General features: G+C 70.3%; 15 protein-coding genes, 1 tRNA gene and 1 pseudogene. 12 read left to right on the forward strand and 5 right to left on the reverse strand.

All coding sequences use genetic code 11. The features are described from left to right. Positions 1-120 precede the first annotated feature (120 nt). Both AC1DMN_RS17440 and AC1DMN_RS17445 read left to right on the forward strand, forming a co-directional pair. Positions 121-696: an HNH endonuclease signature motif containing protein gene (locus tag AC1DMN_RS17440; RefSeq protein WP_477384674.1), complete on the forward strand. Its 576-nt coding sequence runs from the start codon at positions 121-123 to the stop codon at positions 694-696. A gap of 108 nt (positions 697-804) precedes the next feature. Next, positions 805-1,758 carry an aldo/keto reductase gene (locus AC1DMN_RS17445; protein ID WP_477230841.1) on the forward strand — a complete coding sequence of 318 codons (954 nt, stop codon included), beginning with the start codon at positions 805-807 and terminating at the stop codon, positions 1,756-1,758. Positions 1,759-1,812: 54 nt separating this feature from the next. Here the strand turns inward: AC1DMN_RS17445 and AC1DMN_RS17450 are convergent, their stop codons facing one another. Together AC1DMN_RS17450 and AC1DMN_RS17455 are read right to left on the reverse strand one after the other, a co-directional pair. Beyond that, a complete protein-coding gene (locus tag AC1DMN_RS17450) occupies positions 1,813-2,322 on the reverse strand; it encodes a MarR family winged helix-turn-helix transcriptional regulator (RefSeq protein ID WP_233310502.1) in 510 nt (169 codons plus the stop codon). 7 nt (positions 2,323-2,329) lie between these two features. Continuing rightward, positions 2,330-2,851 (reverse strand): annotated as a pseudogene (locus tag AC1DMN_RS17455) (GNAT family N-acetyltransferase); the annotation flags it as partial. 88 nt (positions 2,852-2,939) lie between these two features. On the opposite strand from AC1DMN_RS17455, the gene AC1DMN_RS17460 reads away from it, so the two are divergent. The 6 genes from AC1DMN_RS17460 to AC1DMN_RS17485 all read left to right on the forward strand — a co-directional run bounded on the left by AC1DMN_RS17460 (position 2,940) and on the right by AC1DMN_RS17485 (position 8,507). Beyond that, positions 2,940-3,011: transfer RNA gene (locus tag AC1DMN_RS17460), tRNA-Gln, on the forward strand. A 1-nt stretch (position 3,012) separates the two neighbouring features. Beyond that, complete coding sequence (gene glmU, locus AC1DMN_RS17465) at positions 3,013-4,440, forward strand: bifunctional UDP-N-acetylglucosamine diphosphorylase/glucosamine-1-phosphate N-acetyltransferase GlmU (protein ID WP_441976635.1); 1,428 nt, start codon at positions 3,013-3,015, stop codon at positions 4,438-4,440. A 9-nt stretch (positions 4,441-4,449) separates the two neighbouring features. After that, positions 4,450-5,487, forward strand: coding sequence for a ribose-phosphate diphosphokinase (locus AC1DMN_RS17470; protein WP_440732393.1), 1,038 nt, complete (start codon positions 4,450-4,452; stop codon positions 5,485-5,487). A gap of 68 nt (positions 5,488-5,555) precedes the next feature. Further along, the gene (locus AC1DMN_RS17475; protein WP_477230839.1) at positions 5,556-6,038 is read left to right on the forward strand and encodes an FMN-binding protein; all 483 of its coding nucleotides are present in this window, start codon (positions 5,556-5,558) and stop codon (positions 6,036-6,038) included. A gap of 82 nt (positions 6,039-6,120) precedes the next feature. Next, entirely contained in the window at positions 6,121-6,984 is an 864-nt protein-coding gene (locus tag AC1DMN_RS17480; protein WP_477384676.1) for an FAD:protein FMN transferase, read from the forward strand. Beyond that, positions 6,984-8,507 (forward strand): FAD-dependent oxidoreductase, encoded by a 1,524-nt coding sequence (locus AC1DMN_RS17485; protein WP_477230838.1) that lies wholly within the window; start codon positions 6,984-6,986, stop codon positions 8,505-8,507. The genes AC1DMN_RS17480 and AC1DMN_RS17485 overlap by 1 nt, the downstream gene beginning before the upstream one ends. A 66-nt stretch (positions 8,508-8,573) precedes the next feature. On the opposite strand, the gene AC1DMN_RS17490 is transcribed toward AC1DMN_RS17485, so the two are convergent. Together AC1DMN_RS17490 and AC1DMN_RS17495 are read right to left on the reverse strand one after the other, a co-directional pair. Continuing rightward, the gene (locus AC1DMN_RS17490; protein ID WP_477384678.1) at positions 8,574-10,130 is read right to left on the reverse strand and encodes a sensor histidine kinase; all 1,557 of its coding nucleotides are present in this window, start codon (positions 10,128-10,130) and stop codon (positions 8,574-8,576) included. A 72-nt stretch (positions 10,131-10,202) separates the two neighbouring features. After that, positions 10,203-10,937 (reverse strand): response regulator transcription factor, encoded by a 735-nt coding sequence (locus tag AC1DMN_RS17495; protein WP_440732389.1) that lies wholly within the window; start codon positions 10,935-10,937, stop codon positions 10,203-10,205. Positions 10,938-11,014: 77 nt separating this feature from the next. Here AC1DMN_RS17495 and AC1DMN_RS17500 point away from each other — a divergent pair, with 77 nt between their 5' ends. The 3 genes from AC1DMN_RS17500 to AC1DMN_RS17510 all read left to right on the forward strand — a co-directional run bounded on the left by AC1DMN_RS17500 (position 11,015) and on the right by AC1DMN_RS17510 (position 14,679). Next, complete coding sequence (locus AC1DMN_RS17500; RefSeq protein ID WP_477230836.1) at positions 11,015-12,289, forward strand: FAD-binding oxidoreductase; 1,275 nt, start codon at positions 11,015-11,017, stop codon at positions 12,287-12,289. Positions 12,290-12,407: 118 nt separating this feature from the next. Further along, entirely contained in the window at positions 12,408-13,940 is a 1,533-nt protein-coding gene (locus AC1DMN_RS17505; protein WP_477384680.1) for an ABC transporter permease, read from the forward strand. 31 nt (positions 13,941-13,971) lie between these two features. Then, complete coding sequence (locus tag AC1DMN_RS17510) at positions 13,972-14,679, forward strand: ABC transporter ATP-binding protein (RefSeq protein WP_477230834.1); 708 nt, start codon at positions 13,972-13,974, stop codon at positions 14,677-14,679. Here AC1DMN_RS17510 and AC1DMN_RS17515 read toward each other — a convergent pair. Beyond that, a complete protein-coding gene (locus AC1DMN_RS17515; protein ID WP_477230833.1) occupies positions 14,666-15,655 on the reverse strand; it encodes an acetylxylan esterase in 990 nt (329 codons plus the stop codon). The genes AC1DMN_RS17510 and AC1DMN_RS17515 overlap by 14 nt on opposite strands. A gap of 113 nt (positions 15,656-15,768) precedes the next feature. Between AC1DMN_RS17515 and AC1DMN_RS17520 the strand changes: the two genes are divergently transcribed. Further along, positions 15,769-19,674: golvesin C-terminal-like domain-containing protein (locus tag AC1DMN_RS17520; RefSeq protein ID WP_477384682.1), on the forward strand; the 3,906-nt coding region annotated here is incomplete at its 3' end.

The following is a 19,674-nucleotide window of genomic DNA, read 5'->3' on the forward strand; positions in this document are numbered from 1 at the left end:
CGACGCCTCACCTCGACCGCGAAACACCTCCAGAAGGACCGCCGTGGGGGCCGCACGAGGGATCAGGTTCGYGCGGACTTGCTGTGCGATTGGCTGCTGGGTGTCGGYACYGACMRGGCGGTGAAGACGACGGTGTTCGTGACCGTCCCGATCGGGTTGCTCGCCGGTGTCAATCCCGGATCCGCGTTCGGTGTCGCCGCGAGCGTCGCCACCGCTGTCGCCACTCCCACCACGGCGAGTACTGCCTCTTCGCTGAGTCCGGCGGGCAATCCGGTCGCCTCGGCGACGGAGGCGCAGCTGGTCGGGCATGGTCCGATCGACCCGGCCACCGCCCGGCAGACGTTCCTGGACGCGACCGGATTCCGGCGCGTGATCACCGACCCCGTCCGCGGCATCGTCTTGGACATGGATCGGCGCACGTACCGGCCGACGAAGGCGCAGCGGGACTGGCTGGTCCTGCAGCACGGGACCTGCGCGAGAGACGGCTGCGACCGCCTCGCCCTCGACGCCGACCTCGACCACGACCACCCCTGGTCCCGAGGCGGACCCACCAACACCGCCAACCTGCGACCGCTATGCCCCGCCGATCACGTCCGACGACACCGCACCCGGATGATCTACCGGAACCGCGAGAACCACACCGTCCAAGTCATCACCCCGACCGGATTCCGAACGAACGACCCACCGCCCTTCTAGAGCGACGCGCTGCTCGACGAGCGAGCTCCTTCCGCCGGTGCCCGGGCGTGCGAGGGTCATCCGGCGTCACATGGAAATACTCTCCGCGGCCGATCGGTTGCCCCGAACATGACTCGCATCGGATCCAGTGACCTCTCCGTCTTCCCGCTCTCGCTCGGCGGCAACGTGTTCGGCTGGACCGCCGATCGCGACGCGTCCTTCGCCGTTCTGGATGCCTTCGTGGCAGGCGGCGGCGACTTCATCGACACGGCCGACGTGTACAGCGCGTGGGTGGAGGGCAACCAGGGCGGGGAGAGCGAGACGATMATCGGGGAATGGCTCGCCTCGCGCCGTCCGGAGGGCGTCGTGGTCGCGACGAAGGTGAGCCAGCATCCGCAGTTCCGTGGTCTGTCGGCGGAGAACGTGCGCCTCGCCGCGGAGGCCTCGCTCGATCGGCTCGGCGTGGACGCGATCGACCTGTACTACGCGCATTTCGACGATGAGAGCGTGCCTCTCGAGGAGACCGTGGCGGCCTTCGGTCAGCTGGTGACAGACGGCCTGGTCCGCAACATCGCGGTGTCGAACTATTCTGCCGACCGGATCCGCGAATGGATCCGGATCGCCCGATCGACCGGCGTCGCACTGCCGGTCGCTGTGCAGCCGCATTACAACCTCGTGCACCGCAACGAGGTCGAGGAGACCATCGTTCCGCTGGCGACCGAGTTCGGGCTGAGCCTGATCCCGTACTACGCGCTGGCGAGCGGGTTCCTCACGGGCAAGTACCGCTCGACCGATGCGACCGGCCAGACCTCGCCCCGCGCCTCCGAGGCGGCGAAGTATGCGACGGAGCACGGACTGCGCATCATCGACGCGCTCGAGGAGATCGGCGATGCGCACGGCGCCTCGATCGCGGCGACCGCGCTCGCGTGGCTGCGGGCGCAGCCGACCGTGGCCGCCCCGATCGCCAGCGCGCGTACCGCCGACCAGGTCGCCGACCTGCTCACGGGCGGGCGTCTGGACCTCTCCGCCGAGGAGGTCGCCCGCCTCAGCAGCGTCTCCGAATGGACGCCCGCGCGGGTCTGACGGCGAAGGCGATCGCCCCTGCGGCGGGATGCACCGCCGCAGGGGCGACCTCTGTCAGGCGTCGAAGCTCAGGCTGAGCTTGCGCAGGAGCGCCGCGAGGCGCTCGCGATCACTGCGGGAGAGCGCGGACAGCAGCGTCGCCTCGGCGTCCACCAGACGCGTGATCGCGGCGTCCACGCGCACCCGGCCGTCGTCGGTGAGGGTGACCAGCACGCTGCGGCCGTCACCGGGATCCGCCTCGCGGCGCACGAGACGGCGACCCACGAGGCGGTCGATGCGGTTCGTCATGGTGCCGCTCGAGACGAGGGTCTGCTGCAGCAGCTGCTTCGGGCTGAGCTGGAACGGGGCGCCCGCGCGGCGCAGGGCGGACAGGACGTCCCACTCCCACGGCTCGAGGTCGCTGCGGCGGAACACGTCGCGGCGCGCGCGGTCCAGCAGCCGGGAGAGCCGATCCACGCGGGAGAGCACTTCGAGGGGCGAGAAGTCCAGGTCCGGCCGCTGCGTGTTCCACGCCGCGACGATCCGGTCGACCTCGTCGCCCGTGGATGGATCGCCGATGCTCATCCGCCCATTATCCCGGCCCGGAGCGGTTGCTCATGGCCGGTCGTGGTGCGACCCGCACCGTGAGGAAGATGCTGTGCGGATCCTCGACGTAGGAGCCGAACGGCTCGCACTCGTCGAAACCGGCCTTCGTGTACAGCCGGTGCGCGGCCCAGAAGAAGTCGCTCGCACCGGTCTCCAGCGACACGCGCTCGATCCCGCGATCGCGCGCGTCGCAGAGCAGGGCCGCCAGCATCACGGATCCGACACCCCGGCCGCGCATCTGGGGCGAGGTGCGCATGGACTTCAGCTCCTCGTGACCCGGCTCGAGCTCGGCGAGCGCCCCGGTGCCGACCAGCGCGCCGTCCACCGTCGCGGCGAACAGGCGCACGCGCGGCGAGAGCAGGCGCGAAATGTCCAGGGCATGCCGGCTCTCCGGCGGCGCGGTCGCCTGCATGTCGCGGAGATGGTCGCCCAGGAACGCCTCGAGGTCGGGCGTCGCAGCGTGCACGCGAGCGATGCGGATCGTCATGACCCCAAGCGTCGCGCAACGACGTTGCGAGGATGTTGCCGACGGGTTCCGGCCGGATCACGCAGACGGCGCATGGCAGAATTGAGAAGCGGGCGCCCGGCGACCGCGGTCCGCCGTGGTGTAACGGCAGCACCCCAGCCTTTGGAGCTGTGGGGTCCAGGTTCGAATCCTGGCGGCGGAGCATGACGCAGAACGCACTCGCCATCGTCGTCCTCGCCGCAGGCCAGGGCACGCGCATGAAGTCCCGCCTCCCGAAGGTGCTGCACCCGATCGCCGGACGCACGCTGGTCGGCCACGTGCTCGCCACGGCCTCGCGGCTGGGAGCGGACACGGTCGAGGTGGTCGTGCGCCATGAGCGCGACCAGGTGGTCGAGGCGCTGGCCGCGGAGCACCCGGAGGCGGTCATCGTCGACCAGGACGAGATCCCCGGCACCGGGCGTGCCGTGCAGGTCGCCCTCGATGCGCTGCCCGCGGGCTTCGACGGCGACGTGCTCGTGCTCTCCGGCGATGTGCCGCTGCTCGAGGCCGCGACGCTGCAGGGACTCATCGACGGGCATCGCGCCGCTGCGGCCGCGGCGACCGTGCTGAGCGCGATCGTCGACGACCCGAACGGCTACGGCCGCATCATCCGCGACGCCGCCGGCGATGTCGCCCGCATCGTCGAGCAGAAAGACGCCGACGAGGCGGAGAAGGCCACGCGCGAGATCAACGCCGGCGTGTACGTGTTCCGTGCGGATCTGCTCCGCGCCGAGCTCGCGAAGGTAACCACCGACAACGCGCAGGGCGAGATGTACCTGACCACGGTGATCGGACTGCTGCGCGAGCGCGATGAGAAGGTGGCCGTAGAGATCGCCGCAGACACGGCCGCGACGTTCGGCATCAACGACCGGATTCAGCTCGCCGAAGCCGCGCGCACGTTGAACGACCGCATCGTGCGCCGCTGGCAGCGCGAGGGCGTCACGATCCAGGATCCGGCGACGACCTGGATCGACGACGACGTCACACTGGCTCCCGATGTCACGATCCTTCCCAACACGCACATCCTGCGCGCCAGCACGGTGGCGAGCGGCGCGATCATCGGCCCCGACACCACGCTCGTCAGCACCGAGGTCGGGGAGGACGCGACCGTGCGCCGCTCCGAGGCGACGCTGGCCGTGATCGGCGCCGGCGCGACCGTCGGCCCGTTCTCGTTCCTGCGCGCGGGCACCACGCTCGGTGCGGAGGGCAAGATCGGCGCCTATGTCGAGACCAAGAACGCGCAGATCGGCGACGGTTCGAAGGTGCCGCATCTCTCCTACGTCGGCGATGCCACGGTCGGCCGCGGCGTGAACCTCGGGGCGTCGACGATCACGGCGAACTACGACGATGTGAACAAGCACCACACCGAGATCGGGGACGAGGTGCACACCGGCTCGCACACGGTGCTCGTCGCGCCCGTTAGGCTGGGTGCCGGCGCGAAGACCGGCGCCGGCGCCGTCGTCCGCAAGGACGTCCCCGCCGGTGCACTCGCCATGAGTGTCGCACCCCAGCGCAATATCGAGGGGTGGGTCGAGAAGAACAGGGCAGGCACGGCCGCCGCAGACGCGGCGCGTGCCGATTCGGCGGAATAGGCGGGTCCGATGGGGCGCAAGAAGAACACGACGGTCGAGCTGGATCGCGAGAACGACATCGCGCCAGGACTGGTCGCAAAGACCAAGAAGCGACTCGTCGTCGCCGGAGGTCGCTCGCATCCCGAGCTGGTCTCGGCGGTCGCCGCCGCGCTCGGCACCGAGATCGCACCGGTCGAGCACCGCACCTTCGCCTCCGGTGAGCTCTACGCCCGCTTCGAGGTGTCGATCCGCGGCTGCGACCTGTTCATCATCCAGTCCTTCGGCGAGCCGATCAACGAGTGGCTCATGGAGACGCTCATCATGCTCGACGCCGCCAAGCGCGCGTCGGCCAAGCGCATCACCGTCGTTGCGCCGTACTACCCGTACGCACGTCAGGACAAGAAGGGTCGCGGCCGTGAGCCGATCTCGGCCCGCCTCGTCGCCGACATGCTCAAGGTCGCCGGTGCCGACCGCGTCATGAGCGTCGACCTGCACGCCGCGCAGATCCAGGGCTTCTTCGACGGCCCTGTCGACCACCTCTTCGCCAAGCCCGTCCTCCTCCAGCACTTCGAGGAGACGCTCACGGCCGAGGACCGCGCCACGCTCACCATCGTCTCGCCGGATATGGGCCGTGTGCGCGTCGCCGACACCTGGTCGGACAGCCTCGACGCCCCGCTCGCGATCATCCACAAGCGCCGTGACCCCAAGGTCGCCAACCAGGTCTCGGTCCACGAGATCGTCGGCACCGTGGACGGACGCACCTGCCTCCTCGTCGACGACATGATCGACACCGGCGGCACGATCGTGAAGGCGGCACAGGCGCTCAAGGCCAACGGCGCCCGCAAGGTGATCGTCGCCGCGACCCACGCGATCTTCTCGGATCCGGCCAGCGAGCGCCTGCAGGACTCCGCGATCGACGAGGTCGTCGTCACCGACACGATCCCGCTGTCCGCATCGCGACGGTTCCCGGGCCTGCGCATCCTGCCGATCGCGCCGCTGCTGGCGACCGCGATCCGTCAGGTCTTCGAGGACGGATCCGTCACGAGCATGTTCGACGGCGCCGCCTGACACCGGCTTCACGAGGCACAGCGTCATCTCAAAGGCGGCGCATAGGACGGTTGCGGAAGCTGGATCCCATGAAGCTCTCTCCTTCAGTACGTCACGGATCCGCTCTCGTCGGCATCGCCGGAACGCTCCTGCTGGCGGGATGCGCGGCCGAGTCGTCCTCCGCGGAGACCACGACGGAGACGCCCGCGCCGCAGACGAGCGCGGATGCTGCACCGTCCGCGACGAGCACCGCGTCCGCGGCCGATTCCGGCTCGACGTACAAGGACGGCACCTACACGGCCGACGGCTCCTATCAGACCCCGGATACGGTGGAGAAGATCACGGTCGCCCTCACGGTCTCCCAGGACACGGTCACGAAGGTCGAGGTCACCGGCGACCCCCAGGCGTCGGAGACGAAGCACTACCAGTCGCAGTTCATCGGCGGGATCGCCGCACAGGTCGTCGGCAAGAAGCTCGACGACATCTCCGTCAGCCGGGTCTCCGGATCCTCACTGACCAGCAAGGGTTTCAATCAGGCGCTGGCCACCATCCGCACCGAAGCCAAGGGCTAGGGGTGGGAACCCGGCCCGTGCCGGCGGTGTGCTCCTTCCCGCCCTCGGACCGTCGAACACTGCGCGCGGGGGACGCACGCTGATGGACATCTGGCGTTTCGACGCGATCGGGACGATCTGGGAGATCGGCACGGCGAATCCTCTTCCCGAAGGCGAGCGCGACGCCGTGCGCGAGACGATCGACGACTTCGACCACACCTGGTCGCGCTTTCGYGCCGACTCGCTCGTCACGGCCCTCGCCGGGGAACCTCAGGAGGTGCCGGCGCCACCGGATGCGGCGGCGATGCTCGATCTGTACCGGGAGCTGTCGCTGGCGACGGACGGCGCCGTCCAGCCCCTCATCGGAGACAGCCTCGCGTCGCGCGGCTACGACGCCGCGTACTCGTTCCGTGACCGGGGCGCGCGGCCGGCCCCCGTGGACTGGATGGACCGGCTCGCGTGGGACGATGGCGCCCTCGAGCTTCGCGAACCCGACCTCATCGATGTCGGTGCGATCGGCAAGGGCCGGATCGTCGACGTCGTGCACGACCTGCTCGGAACCCTCGGGCATGTCGAACGCCTGACCGACGCCGGGGGTGACCTGCGGGTGAGCGGCGCGTCGATCCGCGTGGGGCTGGAGCATCCGTTCGACGCCACGAGCGCGATCGGCGTCGCCACGGTCTCGGACGCGGCCCTGTGCGGGTCCGCCGTGAACAGGCGGGCGTGGCCGGGGKAGCGCAGTGGGCTGCACCACGTGCTGGATGCGCGAACCGGGGAACCGGTGCGCACTTACGCTGCGACCTGGGTCATCGCCGCCTACGCGATGGTCGCGGATGCGGTCGCCACGGCGCTGTTCTTCGACGGCGGTGCCGAGTTCGCCGCGCGGTGCGGTGTGGAATGGGTGCGGATGACCACGGATGGAGCGGTCGAATGGTCGGCGGGGAACCGGATGGAGGTGTTCGTGTGATGGCGATGCTGATCGGCGCGCGGCAGCGCGTGGTCGCGCAGCTCGGGCGGCTGTCGATGTATCGGCTCACGCTGTACGCGCTGCTGGTGCTCGCCGCGATCGCCGTGATCCTGTCGGCGGTCGGCGCGATCTCCTCCACGCCGCTCGACGTCCTCGCCACGCTGGCGCTGCTGATGCTGGCGACCCTCTGCGCGGACGCGGTCGGCCAGGCGCTGGTGCGGGCCCCGCGTCGTGTCGAGTCGTCGTTGATCACCGCGCTCATCCTGCTGTTCGTCGTGCAGCCGGGCGCGAACCCCGACCAGGTCGGCGGTATCGCGCTCGCGGGCGTGATCGCGGCAGCCTCCAAGTACCTGCTGGTGTGGCGGGGGAGGCACCTGTTCAATCCGGCGGCCGTCGGCGCGACGGTGCTCACGGTCACCGGCCTCGGATTCTCGGCCTGGTGGGTCGGAACTCCGGCGATGGCGATCCCCGTGATCGTGCTCGGACTGCTCGTGCTGTGGCGCACCGAGCGGATCCGGGTCGTGCTGCTCTTCGTCGTCGTGTACGCGATCGTGTCGATCGTGCGGCTCTCCGTGCAGTCCGCGGCAGCCGGGCTCGCGGTCGAGCCCGGAGCGCTGGCGACGTCGGTGCTGCTGCAGTCGCCGGTGCTGTTCCTGGGCGCCTTCATGCTCTCCGAGCCGCTGACCCTGCCGTCTCGTCGGTGGCAGCAGCTGTCGGTCGCGACGGTCGTGGGAGCGCTCGCCGGCTGGCCGATCAGCCTCGGGATCATCACGCTCGGTCAGGAGCGCGCGTTGCTGGTCGGCAACCTCCTCGCGGCGGTGCTCGTCGCCCGTGCCGGGATCCGGCTCTCGCTCGTGCGCCGGCGCGGGGTCACGCCCACCGTGCACGAGCTGACCTTCCGGGTGCGGCGCCCGTTCCGGTTCGCACCGGGGCAGTACCTGGAGCTGCAGGTGCCGCATCGCCGTCCGGACAGCCGGGGCACGCGCCGCGAGTTCAGCATCCTCTCCACGCCGGCCGAGCTGCCGTACGTCCGCATCGCATATCGCGAGGCGGAGCCGGGCTCGAGTTATAAGCGCGCTCTCGCCGCCGTGCAGCCGGACGACGTGCTCACCGCGACCGGCGTGTGGGGCGATTTCGTGCTGCCCGCCGGTGATGCCCCGGTGCTGCTCATCGCTGCCGGCATCGGCGTGACGCCGTTCGTGGCGCAGCTCGGCGCGCAGCAGAGGGCGGACGCCGTGCTCGTGCTCGTCGCCTCCTCGGCCGCGGAGTGCGCGTACCTGCAGGAGCTCGGCGGGTTCGGTGCGCGGATCGTGGTGGTCACGCCCGACGAACCCGGCGCCTTGCCGTCGGGTGCGGAATGGGCCGGCGGGGCGCGGCTGGATGCGGCGCTGCTGCGGACCCTGGTGCCGGATCTGGCGCACCGGCATGCCTATGTGTCCGGTCCGCCGCGGCTCATCGCGCAGCTCGCCCCCGCGCTGCGCGGCGCTCGCCGGGTGACGACCGACGCCTTCGCGGGGTACTGAGCTCGGAGGGGCCGGGCCGGACCCGTCCGGCTCGTAGCGTCCGACGAGTCGAGGAATCGGCTCGGCTCAGCGTCCGCCGAGAGTGCGCCCGATCTGGTGGCTGCCCGCTGCGGCCGTCGATGCCGGCTGCGGGACCTTCGGCAGGCGCACCGTGAACACCGTCGCGCCCGGTTCGCTCTGGACCGAGATCGTGCCGCCGTGGCCGTCGACGATCGCCTTCGTGATCGACAGTCCGAGGCCGGATCCGCCGGTGGCCCGGTTGCGGGAGCGATCACCGCGCGCGAAGCGGCTGAACAGTTCATCGCGCACCGCGGGGTCGATGCCGGGTCCGTCGTCGCGGACTCGGAGCACGACCTCGGACGTCTCCTCCGCCACCTCGATCGTGATGTGCGTGCCGGCCGGGGTGTGCGTGCGCGCGTTCGCGAGCAGGTTCGTGACGACCTGCTGCAGCCGGCCGGTGTCGCCGATGAGCTCGACGGGTTCCTCCGGCACGTCGATCGCCCACTCGTGGTCCGGTGCGGTGGGGCGCGCATCCTCGACGCCCTCGATCGCGAGCCGGGAGAGGTCGACGGTGGAGAGGGAGAGCTCCCTGCCTTCTTCGAGGCGGGCGAGCAGCAGCAGGTCCTCGACCAGGCTSGTCATCCGCAGCGACTGCGCCTGGATSCGCTCCAGGGCGGTGTGTGCGGAGGCGGTGGCSGGATCCTCYGGCGCATCSGATTKCGACARCGCRCGCAGCGACAGCTCCGARTASCCGCGGATCGAGGACARCGGCGTGCGCAGCTCGTGGCTCGCGTCCGCGACGAACTGCCGCATCCGCTCCTCGTTGCGCTGACGCACCGCGAGCGAGGCGTCGACGTGGTCGAGGAGGGTGTTCAGCGCGGATCCGACGAGTCCGGTCTCGGTGCGCGGATCGGCTTCCGCGGCGGGCACGCGCTCCGTGATCGACACGTCACCGCGGTCCAGTGGCAGATTGGCGACCCTGTTCGCGGTCGCGGCGACCTCGCGCAGAGGCCGCAGCGCGACCCGGATCGTGATCGCGGTGGACAGCGCGAGCAGGATCAGYCCGCCGATCGTGGTGAGCGCGATCATGGAGAACAGCGTSGTGATCTGCGCYTCSGTGGACGCGCGGGGCAGGCCCGTGATCACCTSGAACTGCGTGGGGCCCGTAGCCGGCACGGGCTGATGCACGAACTGATAGTCGCCGAGCTGGGAGAGATCCTCCGCGTAGCGTCCCTCCGAGAGCGCGGTGACGACCTGATGGATCTGCAGGGCGGTGAGGTCTTGTGCGACCCGATCGGACGTGACCACTGTGCCTGTCGCTGACCCGCTCTGCGAGACCACGATGACGAGCGTGCCGTTGGGGACCCCTGTCGGCCCGACCACGAGGTCTGCGGCGTCGGGGACGAAATGGCCGATCACGGCCGGCTGCCGGGCGATGCCGCCGATGCTCTTCGCGGTCGTCGCCAGTTCATCCTGCAGCCGGCCGTTGAGCACGTTCCCGAGCACCACGCTCGTCGTGATCGCGATCACCACGAGGATGAGCGAGACGAAACCGGTCACCGCCGCCATCAGCCGTGTCTGCAGGGACAGCGGACCACGGGGTCGGGTGCGGAACGGATTCATCGAGGATGTGCCTTCTTCGTGCGCGGGGCAGTCGGTCCTGCCGCTGCGGTGCCTTGCCTACTGCTGCGGCGCTTACTGCTGCGGCGCCTTGATCATGTAGCCGACGCCGCGCACGGTGTGGATCAGCGCCACCTCGCGTCCTGCGTCCAGCTTCTTGCGCAAGTACGAGATGTACAGCTCGACGACGCTGGAGCGCCCGCCGAAGTCGTAGCTCCACACCCGATCCAGGATCTGCGCCTTGGACAGCACGCGGCGCTCGTTGCGCATCAGGAAGCGCAGCAGCTCGAACTCGGTGGCCGTGAGCTCGATCTCGTCGCCGCCGCGGACGACCTCGTGGCTGTCCTCGTTGAGCGTGAGATCGCCGACCTGCAGGATCGAGTCGCTGGCATCGGTGGTCGCGCCGCCCGAGCGGCGGATCACCGCGCGCAGCCGCGCGACGACCTCCTCCAGACTGAACGGCTTGGTGACGTAGTCGTCGCCGCCGGCGGTGAGCCCCGCGATCCGGTCGCTCACCGCATCCTTGGCGGTGAGGAACACGACGGGCACCATGTTGCCCTGCTCGCGCAGGCGCTTGAGGACGCCGAGCCCGTCCAGGTCGGGCATCATGACGTCGAGGACCAGCGCGTCGGGGCCGAAGTCGCGGGCGACCTGGAGCGCTTCGAGTCCTGATCCGGCGGTGCGCACCTCCCAGCCCTCCATCCGCAGGGCCATGGCGAGGAGGTCGGTGAGCATCGGCTCGTCGTCGACCGCGAGGATCCGCAGGGGAGAGCCATCGGGGCGGCGCAGCTCAGTGGCGTGATCGTTCATGGGATCCATTCTCCTCAATTTCCTATGGGCTGCCTATGAGCTTTGGAATGTCGGATCCGCCGCGTAGCGTCGCAGGCATGAGCTCACTCAGCGCATCGTCCTCCGCCGCCGCGAACCAGCCCGAGATCCTGCACCCTGTCGATGCCGAAGAAGTCGCCGCCGCGGTGCGCCGTGCGGTCGACGAGGGCAGGGGACTGACCGTGCGCACCGGGGGCCATGGGTTCTGGAAGCCCCGGCCCGCGGACCTCACCATCGATCTGCGGAGGTTGTCGTCGATCGAGGTCGGGGAGGATTCCGGCGAGGGCAGGATGGTCCGGGTCGGCGCCGGCGCGTTGTGGGGCGAGGTCGCAGCGGCGCTCGCGCCGCACGGAGTCGCCATCAGCTCGGGCGACACTGCCAGCGTCGGGGTGGGCGGGCTGATCGTCGGCGGCGGCATCGGCCTGCTGGTGCGCGACCGAGGGCTCGCGATCGACCAGCTCCGCGGGGCGCAGCTCGTGACGGCGGATGGAGTGGTGCGCCAGGTCTCGGCCTCCGAGAACGCCGATCTGTTCTGGGCCATCCGCGGCGGGGGCGGGAACTTCGGTGTGGTGACGCGGCTCGACTTCGCCGCGGCGCCGCTCGACGGCGTCCTGGCGGGCGAACTGGCCGTCGACGGGGACCAGACCGCGCTGCTGCGGACGGTGCGCGATGCCCTCGAGTCCGCTCCGCGGGCGCTCACAGTGACGTATATGGACGTCCCGGCGATGGATCCGAGCGCCCCCGCGGGCGCACGGCTGGCCGTGACCTGGGCCGGCACCGATCAGGAGGCGCTCGACGAAGCCCTACGGCCGATCGTCGCCGTCGACGGCGTCCGCGGAGAGGTCGTCCGCACGGCTTACGGCGATGCGCTGAACACTATGCCGCACGACGTCGATGAGCCCACACCGCCGATGCTGTCGATGAACGGGCTGTTCACCGTGCTCGACGACGCCCTCATCGAGCGACTGGTGGCCTTCCGGCGCGCTCACGCGGTGTCGGTCGTGTTCCTGCGCTCGCTGGGCGGGGCGTTCGGAGATGTCGCAGAGGAGACGACGGCGTTCCCTGCCCGCTCCGCCACCTGGTTCGTGATGGCGGTCGCCTTCGACATCCCCGGCATGCTCGACGACGCGGAGCGCGAGGCGGTGCGGTCCGAGCTGGCCGCCATCGCGCAGGGCCGGCTCTCCGCGTACACGAACTTCGCGGACCCGGCGTCCAACCCCGATCCCCGCGTGTTCTACACCCCGGAGGCATGGACGCGTCTGCGCGTGCTGAAGGCGCAGTGGGATCCGCAGAACGTGTTCGCAGGCAATCACAACATCCCGCCGGCGGACTGACGGTCCCGCCGTCGGCCTCGGCGCCCGCGGCGTGCTTAGCGCGCGCATAGCCGCGCCATCAATCCGCCCCAGACCCGGCTCCTAGCGTCACCAGCACGAGCGTGACCGAAGGAGAARCATGTACGGGACGTATCTGCGCCGGGAACTGGCCGGGCGGAAGAAGCAGACGATGATCGTCGCGGCGGGGCTCGCGATCGCGATCGCCCTGGTCATCGTCGTCAACGCGCTGGCGGCCGGCGTGCGCGACGCGCAGACGCAGGCGCTTGCGCGGGTCTACGGGGTGGGCACCGATCTCACGGTCACCGGCGCGCCCGCTGAGCGCGGCAGCGACACCGGGCAGCGCTTCGATTTCGGGGCGGGTGGCGGAGCCGCGGCGAGCGATGGCAGCACCACGCTGAAGACCTCGGTGCTGCGCGCTTCTCCGGCGCGCGGCACGATCGACGCGGCCGGAGTGAAGACGATCTCGGGCACAGCCGGTGTCGCGGCGGCTACGGGAGCGCTCAGCCTGACCAACCTCACGTTCGACGGGCAGATCGCCCAGCAGAGGACTCAGGACGGAACCGGCACCGGTCAGACCGACACCGGGCAGAACGGCACCGGTCAGACGGGCGAGGGGGGCACCGGCGAGCGGCCGCGATTCGGCGGCGGCAACTTCGGCCTCAACTCCTTCACGGTCCTGGGCGTCGACCCGGCCGCGGGCACGTCGGTGGGGCCGCTCTCATCGGTGAAGGTCTCGTCGGGGCGCGCCCTCGATGGCGCCGACGCGGGGCAGCTGGTCGCCGTGGTGGACAGCACCTACGCCACCTCGAAGAGCCTGAGTGTCGGCGGCACGATCGACGTCGGCGGATCCACGGTGAAGATCGTCGGGATCGTGGCCTCGTCGTCCGATTCCGCCGATACCGCGGCGAACGTCTACCTGCCGCTGGACACCGCCCAGAAGATCGCCGGCACCGGCGACGTGGTGTCCACGGTCTACGTCAAGGCGGCCTCCGCGTCCGACATCGCCGCCGTGCAGACTGCACTCGCCAAGGCCCTCCCGACCGCGACAGTGAGCTCGCAGGCGGATCTCGCCTCCACCGTCTCCGGTTCCCTCGCCAGTGCCGCCGGCATGATCGAGGGCCTCGGCACCTGGCTGTCCCTCATCGTGCTCGCARTCGCCGTGCTGCTCGCGGTGCTGTTCACGCTCTCCGGCGTCACGCGCCGCACGCGGGAGTTCGGCACGCTCAAGGCGATCGGGTGGTCGAACGGACGGATCGTGCGCCAGGTCGCCGGGGAGTCGCTGGTCCAGGGCCTCATCGGAGGGGCAGCCGGACTCGTGCTCGGTCTGGTCGGGATCCTCGTCGTGAACCTCGTACAGCCCACGATCTCCGGCGCGTCGGCCGCCGGGTTCGCGCGTGGCGATGGGGCAGCCAGGGGCGGGCAGGCCGCAGCTGGCGCGGGGAGCGGAGGTTTCCCCGGTGCGGGAGGAGGCGAGGGTTTCCGCGGGCTCGGCCAGGCCGCGCAGGCGGTCGTGCTGCATGCGCCCCTCAGCGTGGGGATCCTCGTCGCGGCTGTCGGCCTGGCGATCCTCGGCGGCCTCGTCGCCGGTGCGATCGGCGGATGGCGGGCCGCGAGGCTGAGCCCGGCCGAAGCGCTCCGATCCGCCGCGTGACATCAGCAACCCGAACAGGAGAGACGACATCATGAGCATCACTGAGATCGAGATCGAGATCGAGCCGCAGGCGCTGTACCGCCTGATCGACGTCACCCGCACCTACCGGACGAAGGGACGCACGGTCGCGGCGCTGACCGGCGCGACCGCCGAGATCAGGGCGGGCGAATTCGTGACCATCCAGGGCCCGACCGGCGGAGGGAAGTCCACGCTGCTGCAGCTGCTCGGCGCACTGGACCGCCCCTCCGGCGGGTCGCTGGTGCTGGGCGGCACAGAACTGTCCACCGCGTCGAATCGCGAGCTCGGCAGGCTACGCGCCGAGGAGATCGGGTTCGTGTTCCAAGGGTTCAACCTGATCCCCACGCTCACGGCGCGGGAGAACGTCGCGATGGCGCTCGTGCCGCTCACGATCCCGGCTGAGGAACGTCGTGCTCGCGTGGATGAGGCGCTCGCGCACGTGGGCCTGGCTGACCGCGGCGATCATCTGCCCGGCGAGCTGAGCGGTGGTCAGCAGCAGCGCGTGGCGATCGCCAGAGCGATCGTGAAGAAGCCGCGTGTGCTGCTCGCCGACGAGCCCACCGGCAACCTCGACGAGGAGATGCGGGACGAGATCCTCGTGCTCCTCGAGGCGCTCTGCGCCGAGGGGCTCACTCTCATCGTGGTCACGCACGACTCGGCGGTGGCGAAGCGCGCGCACCGCCGCCTGCGACTCAAGAACGGCCGCCTCACCGAGGTGTGACACCCACCGGAGCCTGCAGCTGGTCGGCGGGCAGCGCCAGGAAGTCGATCGCCGCCTGCAGCGCCAGGGCATCGGCGAGCCGGCCTTCCGGGCCGTCGATGTGGCCGTTGGCTCGCACCGTCAGCCGCCGCGGCCCGGCGAGTGCATGGTAGACCGCGAACTGTCCCCGTGGATCGACGGCCGGGTCGAGCAGGGCGGCGCCGACGTGCACGGGAATGCGAATGCGGCGGGCCGCGGTCGCCGCGTCGTGATAATCGAGCGTGGAACGTACCTCGGGGTGCGTGCGGAGATGCGTCCGGACGGCCTCACCGCTCCCGGTGCAGCGCCGGGTGAGTCGGATCGCGTGCGCGCCGAAGCTGGGGACGTCCAGTGCTGCACGGCGGAAGCGCGCGTCCCAAGGAAGCGCCATCGCGCCGATCCCGCCGCCGAAGCTGCTGCCACTGAAGTCGAGAGCGTCCGCAGCCGGGGCGGCGATGTCCAGCAGCACGCTCGCCGCACGCCAGATATCCGCGGCGGCGAAGCGGAGCGAGTAGGTGTCTCGATCGGCGATGCCCGCGAGCACGTGCTCTGCGGGGAGCGCCGGGAAGCGGCTGGGTGCATCCGCGTTGGTCCCCGGCGCGCAGGGGAAGATCGCGGCCGTGTCCGCGGGCACGCGCTCGGTATCGGGTGCCGAGCGTCCGCCGTAGCCGTGTCCGACCACGAGCCCGCGCCGGATGCCGGTCGTCGCGTGCGGGACCATGACGAACGCGGTGGCCGGCTCGCCGGCCGAGGATTGGAAGCGGATCTGTGTCACGTGATGGGTCGGCGTGGCTTCCCGCACACGAGTGGTCCGCCATCCGACCGTGCCGGTGCCGAACTCCTCGAAGGTCGACTGCCAGAAGCGGTCGAAGTCGTCCGGCTCCGGTAGATCCGGCGGAGGTACGAGCAGCGCTCCGAGTGAGTACTCGGTCAGTTCTTCGGGTATTGCGTCGGGCAACGACTGACTCCTCACCGGTTCCACTCCTCCTCGATCCTGCCGCGCAGACAGCGTTCAGGCGCATGCAGGACGATCCATTGACATCTTCGCATACGAATTGCAATATATGCATCATGATTGCAAGGAAGAACGCGAGAGATGATGATGGCTCCCTGCAGTGGAGCCGTCGATCCGTGCTGCGCATGCTGGTGATCGCGGGCGTCCTCCCGCCGGTCCTCGGCGCACAGGCCGCCGGAGGCTCGGCCGCGGCCACCGAGCTCCCCACGGCGATCGGCGCCTACGCCGACGCCCTGCGGCGGCTCGACAAGCCGAACCTGGCGGTGACCCAGGTCGCGCAGCTGGTCGGGACGAACCACCGGATGACCTTCTTCCAGGCGACGTGGGACGGAGGGGCGACGATCGTCCGCGATCTCGAGATCGTGCACGAGGGCGGATGGCTCGCCGTGACGGATCCCGCCCACCGGTTCGACGAGCAATGGGTGGTGCTGAAGGGCGCGCTGCCGTCCGGCAGCGCGCCGGAGCTCTACGGCCCGCTGGCGCCGAGCTGGCTGGGATTCACCTCCTTCCAGATCCTCGGCCCGCAGGCGATCGAGCTGCGCACCAGCACCGACGACATCGAGCTCGTGGTGCGCTGGCGCCTGGAGGGCGACAATCCGGAAGCCCACCACGTGCTGACGGCGAAGAACGCCGGGGACTACCTCGTCGGCTACCAGAGCCAGGATGCCCGGTCGCTCGACGATATCGACGAGGTGCTGTGCGGGTCGTACCAGCATGCGCTGTCCGTCCTCGACGGCTCGGCCCCGCTCGGGGCGTGGGAGCTGTTCGCCCCGATGGYGCTCACGCAGTACGCCGTGGGTGGCACGCCCGTCACATCCGGCGTCTACCTGCCGGCCGAGGTCGCGGAGTTCGTGCACGAGCGGCAGCTCATGTCGGACCGCCAGCCGTACGGCATGAGCCTGCGCAACGACAGTCTCGACCTCGTTCCCTGCATGTACTCGCCACAACCCGGCCTCCGCACGGCGATGGCGGCAGGGGAGGAGCGCGGCTTCGCATTCGGCCTGGCTGCCCAGGCGGGCGCTCTGTACGACGCATACACCGCGCTGTGCCGCGGCGAATACGGGCTGACGGCGTATCGGAGCAACGTCTACGATCGCTCCCTGACCGATGCCGTGCACGCCATGGCCGATCTGATCGCGGTCGAGCCGGCGGGCGACGACGCCGTGGACTACATCCCCTCGTTCTCGGGGTGGTGGAACCGAGCCAAGGGGTTCGTCGACGTCGAGAACGAGGATGCAGTCCGGACGGCGGCGAGCGGCGTGGTCCTCTCGGCGCACTACCTCACCGGCACGACAGGCGGCACGCTGTACGATCGCCGCGCCCGGCCGCTGATCGAGTATCAGGTGTCGCGCAAGGGGATCGGGCACTCGCCGGTGATCGGCAGTCCCGTCTACAACGACACCACGCAGTACCGTCTCGGCCGCGTTCCCACGGACGCGGTGAATCTGACAGCCCTGTACCAGCTCACCCACGGCCGCAACGCGGGGATCCAGCGGCTCGCCGTGCAGGCCACGAAGTCGGGTGTCGTCGGGCAGAGCCGTGCGCCCTTCTCCGTGCCGCTGGCCACCTACCGGGCCACAGGGGATTCCGCGTATCTGGCGGAGGCGACCCTGATCGGTCGCCGCTACGTGCAGGAGCAGATCCTCACGCCCTACCGTGGCAACGGCCAGCCGCCCGGCGGCTTCGCCTACAGCTTCTCCAAGTACTGGGTCGACCTGCTCGAGCTGTTCGAGGTCACAGGGGAGGCGGTCTTCCTGGAGGGAGCGCACCGGGAGGTGCAGCGGTTCATCACGCAGACCGCCGTGCGGCCCGTGCCGGACCAGACCGTCACGGTTCCCGAGGGTCACGTGATCACGCAGCAGTACGACTGGGAGACCCGCTCATCGTTGCCGCCGTACCCGGTCACGGGCGTGGCGACAGAGACGGTTCCGGCCTGGTACGTCTCGCCSTCSGGYCTCACCTTCGAGGCGCTCTCGTCGTTCAAGCTCGGGGTGAGCGCCGTGACCGATCCCGGCGGCGGRTACGTCTTCAACCCCTGCTGGGCAGGAGCGCTGCTGCGCCTCGCCCATCACACCGGCGACGCGCTGCTGGCCGACGTCGCGCACAACATGGTGATCGGCAGATTCACGACCTATCCCGGCTACTATGGCCGGCAGTTCCAGGTCGCGCAGATGAAGCCGGACTTCGCCACGAGCGGTCCCGTCGGGATCACCGGGTACTACTTCCATCACGCGCCTGCGCAGCTGGGTCTCGCCATGGACTACCTGATCAGCGAGAGTTTCTACCGGAGCTCCGGCAGCATCGAGTTCCCGCACGTCTTCGAGGCGGACTTCGCCTACTTCAAGTTCTTCGCATACGGTCACGCGCCCGGCTCGTTCTTCGGCGAGGGTGGGGTCTGGCCCTACTTCCCGGCGGGCCTGATCGTGCTGGACAACCCGCTGGTCAACTGGATCGCCGGGGTGGGCAACGGCGCGCTCTACATCAGCCTCACGAACTCGGCGTCCGACGCCCAGCAGGTCGTCGTCGACCTCGCCGGAGATCTGACCGGACTGCCCCGCACCGCCGCGCCCGCGGTCGAGGTGGTCGCCGCGGACGGCAGCCGCTCCTCCCAGGCGGCGGTCGACGCGCGCGTCACGGTCACCGTCCCCGGGCACGGGCTGCTCGCCCTGGTCGTCCGCAACGTCGCGGTTCAGCGGCCGGAGCTGCCGTTCGACGACATCGTCGACCACGGCCCGGACAGCTTCCGCGAGGTCGACTCCGATCCGGCGACCGACTACGGACTCGTCCGCGGGATGCTGCTGGTGCGGCCGGGCGGGCAGGGGTACGACGCGTATGTGCAGATCGACACGGAGCAGCAGGCGACGCTCTCCTATCGGATCGGCGGACAGGCCGCGCAGCAGGCGCCCGCCAAGGGGTATCCCTACGAATGGACGATCCCAGTGGACGACCCGACGAAGACGTTCGCCTATACGGTCTCGGCCGGCGGCGCGACCACGGCCGAGGTCACGCTGCGCCTGCCCGCCCGACTCGCCGGCGCCGGCACGGAGGTGTCGGGAGACGTGGTCGCCCAGGCCACGGGCACGGCAGGGGACAGGGTCCCGCTGATCATCGAGGTGCGCAACGGGACGGCGCAGCCGATCGCCGGCAGCGTCGGGCTGACCCTGCCGAGCGGGTGGCAGCTCGACGGCACGGTGCCCGCCATCGCGGCTCCCGCGCACACGACGGTCCGGGTGGAGTCCGCGGTCGTGATCGCCGCGTCCGCCGCGCTCGGGGAGGTCCAGGTGGCCGGATCCCTGTCGGTGCCGGGGGCGACGCCTGTCACGCTGAGGCCCGCGTCGATCGAGGTGATCGATCGACGTCGCCTGGTCTCCCTCGCATCGGACACCGAGGTCGCCAGCGGTCCCGGTGCGACCGTGAAGCTGACCGCCCTGGTGATCAACACCGGCGTGACGCCGCTCCAGGGCACGCTCGCCCTCTACGGTGCGACCGGCTGGACCATCGATCAGCGGGATGCGGCCGTCGTGGTGCCGCCGCGCTCGGACCTGACGCACACCTGGACTGTGACGGCAGGGGCGGGCATCGCTCCGGGATCGAGCACGCGGTTCGAGGCGAGGCTGGATCAGAGCCTGCGCCGCGGCGTCCTGGTGCGAATGGCTGACGAAGGCGTGATCGTGCACACGCAGTCTCCCTGGCCCGGATACCTCGAGACCGGGCAGTGGTATCCGAGCGGTCTCTCCGGCTGGAACGGGACGCGCACGCGGTACAGCGACTCCGGTTCCGTCGGCAGCACGGTGACCTGGAAGGCGGAGCTTCCTCAGCCGGGCCTCTACCGCGTCTCGGTCTGGTAYCCGACGAAYCCSACSACCACSACGTCRGCGGCCTACGTCGTSGAGCAYCAGRRCGGCAGCWSCGAGGTGATCGTGGACCAGACCCAGGGYGCRGCCGCRTGGCGCKCGCTGGGC

This window comes from Microbacterium sp. 01T413_2, from assembly GCF_056398985.1.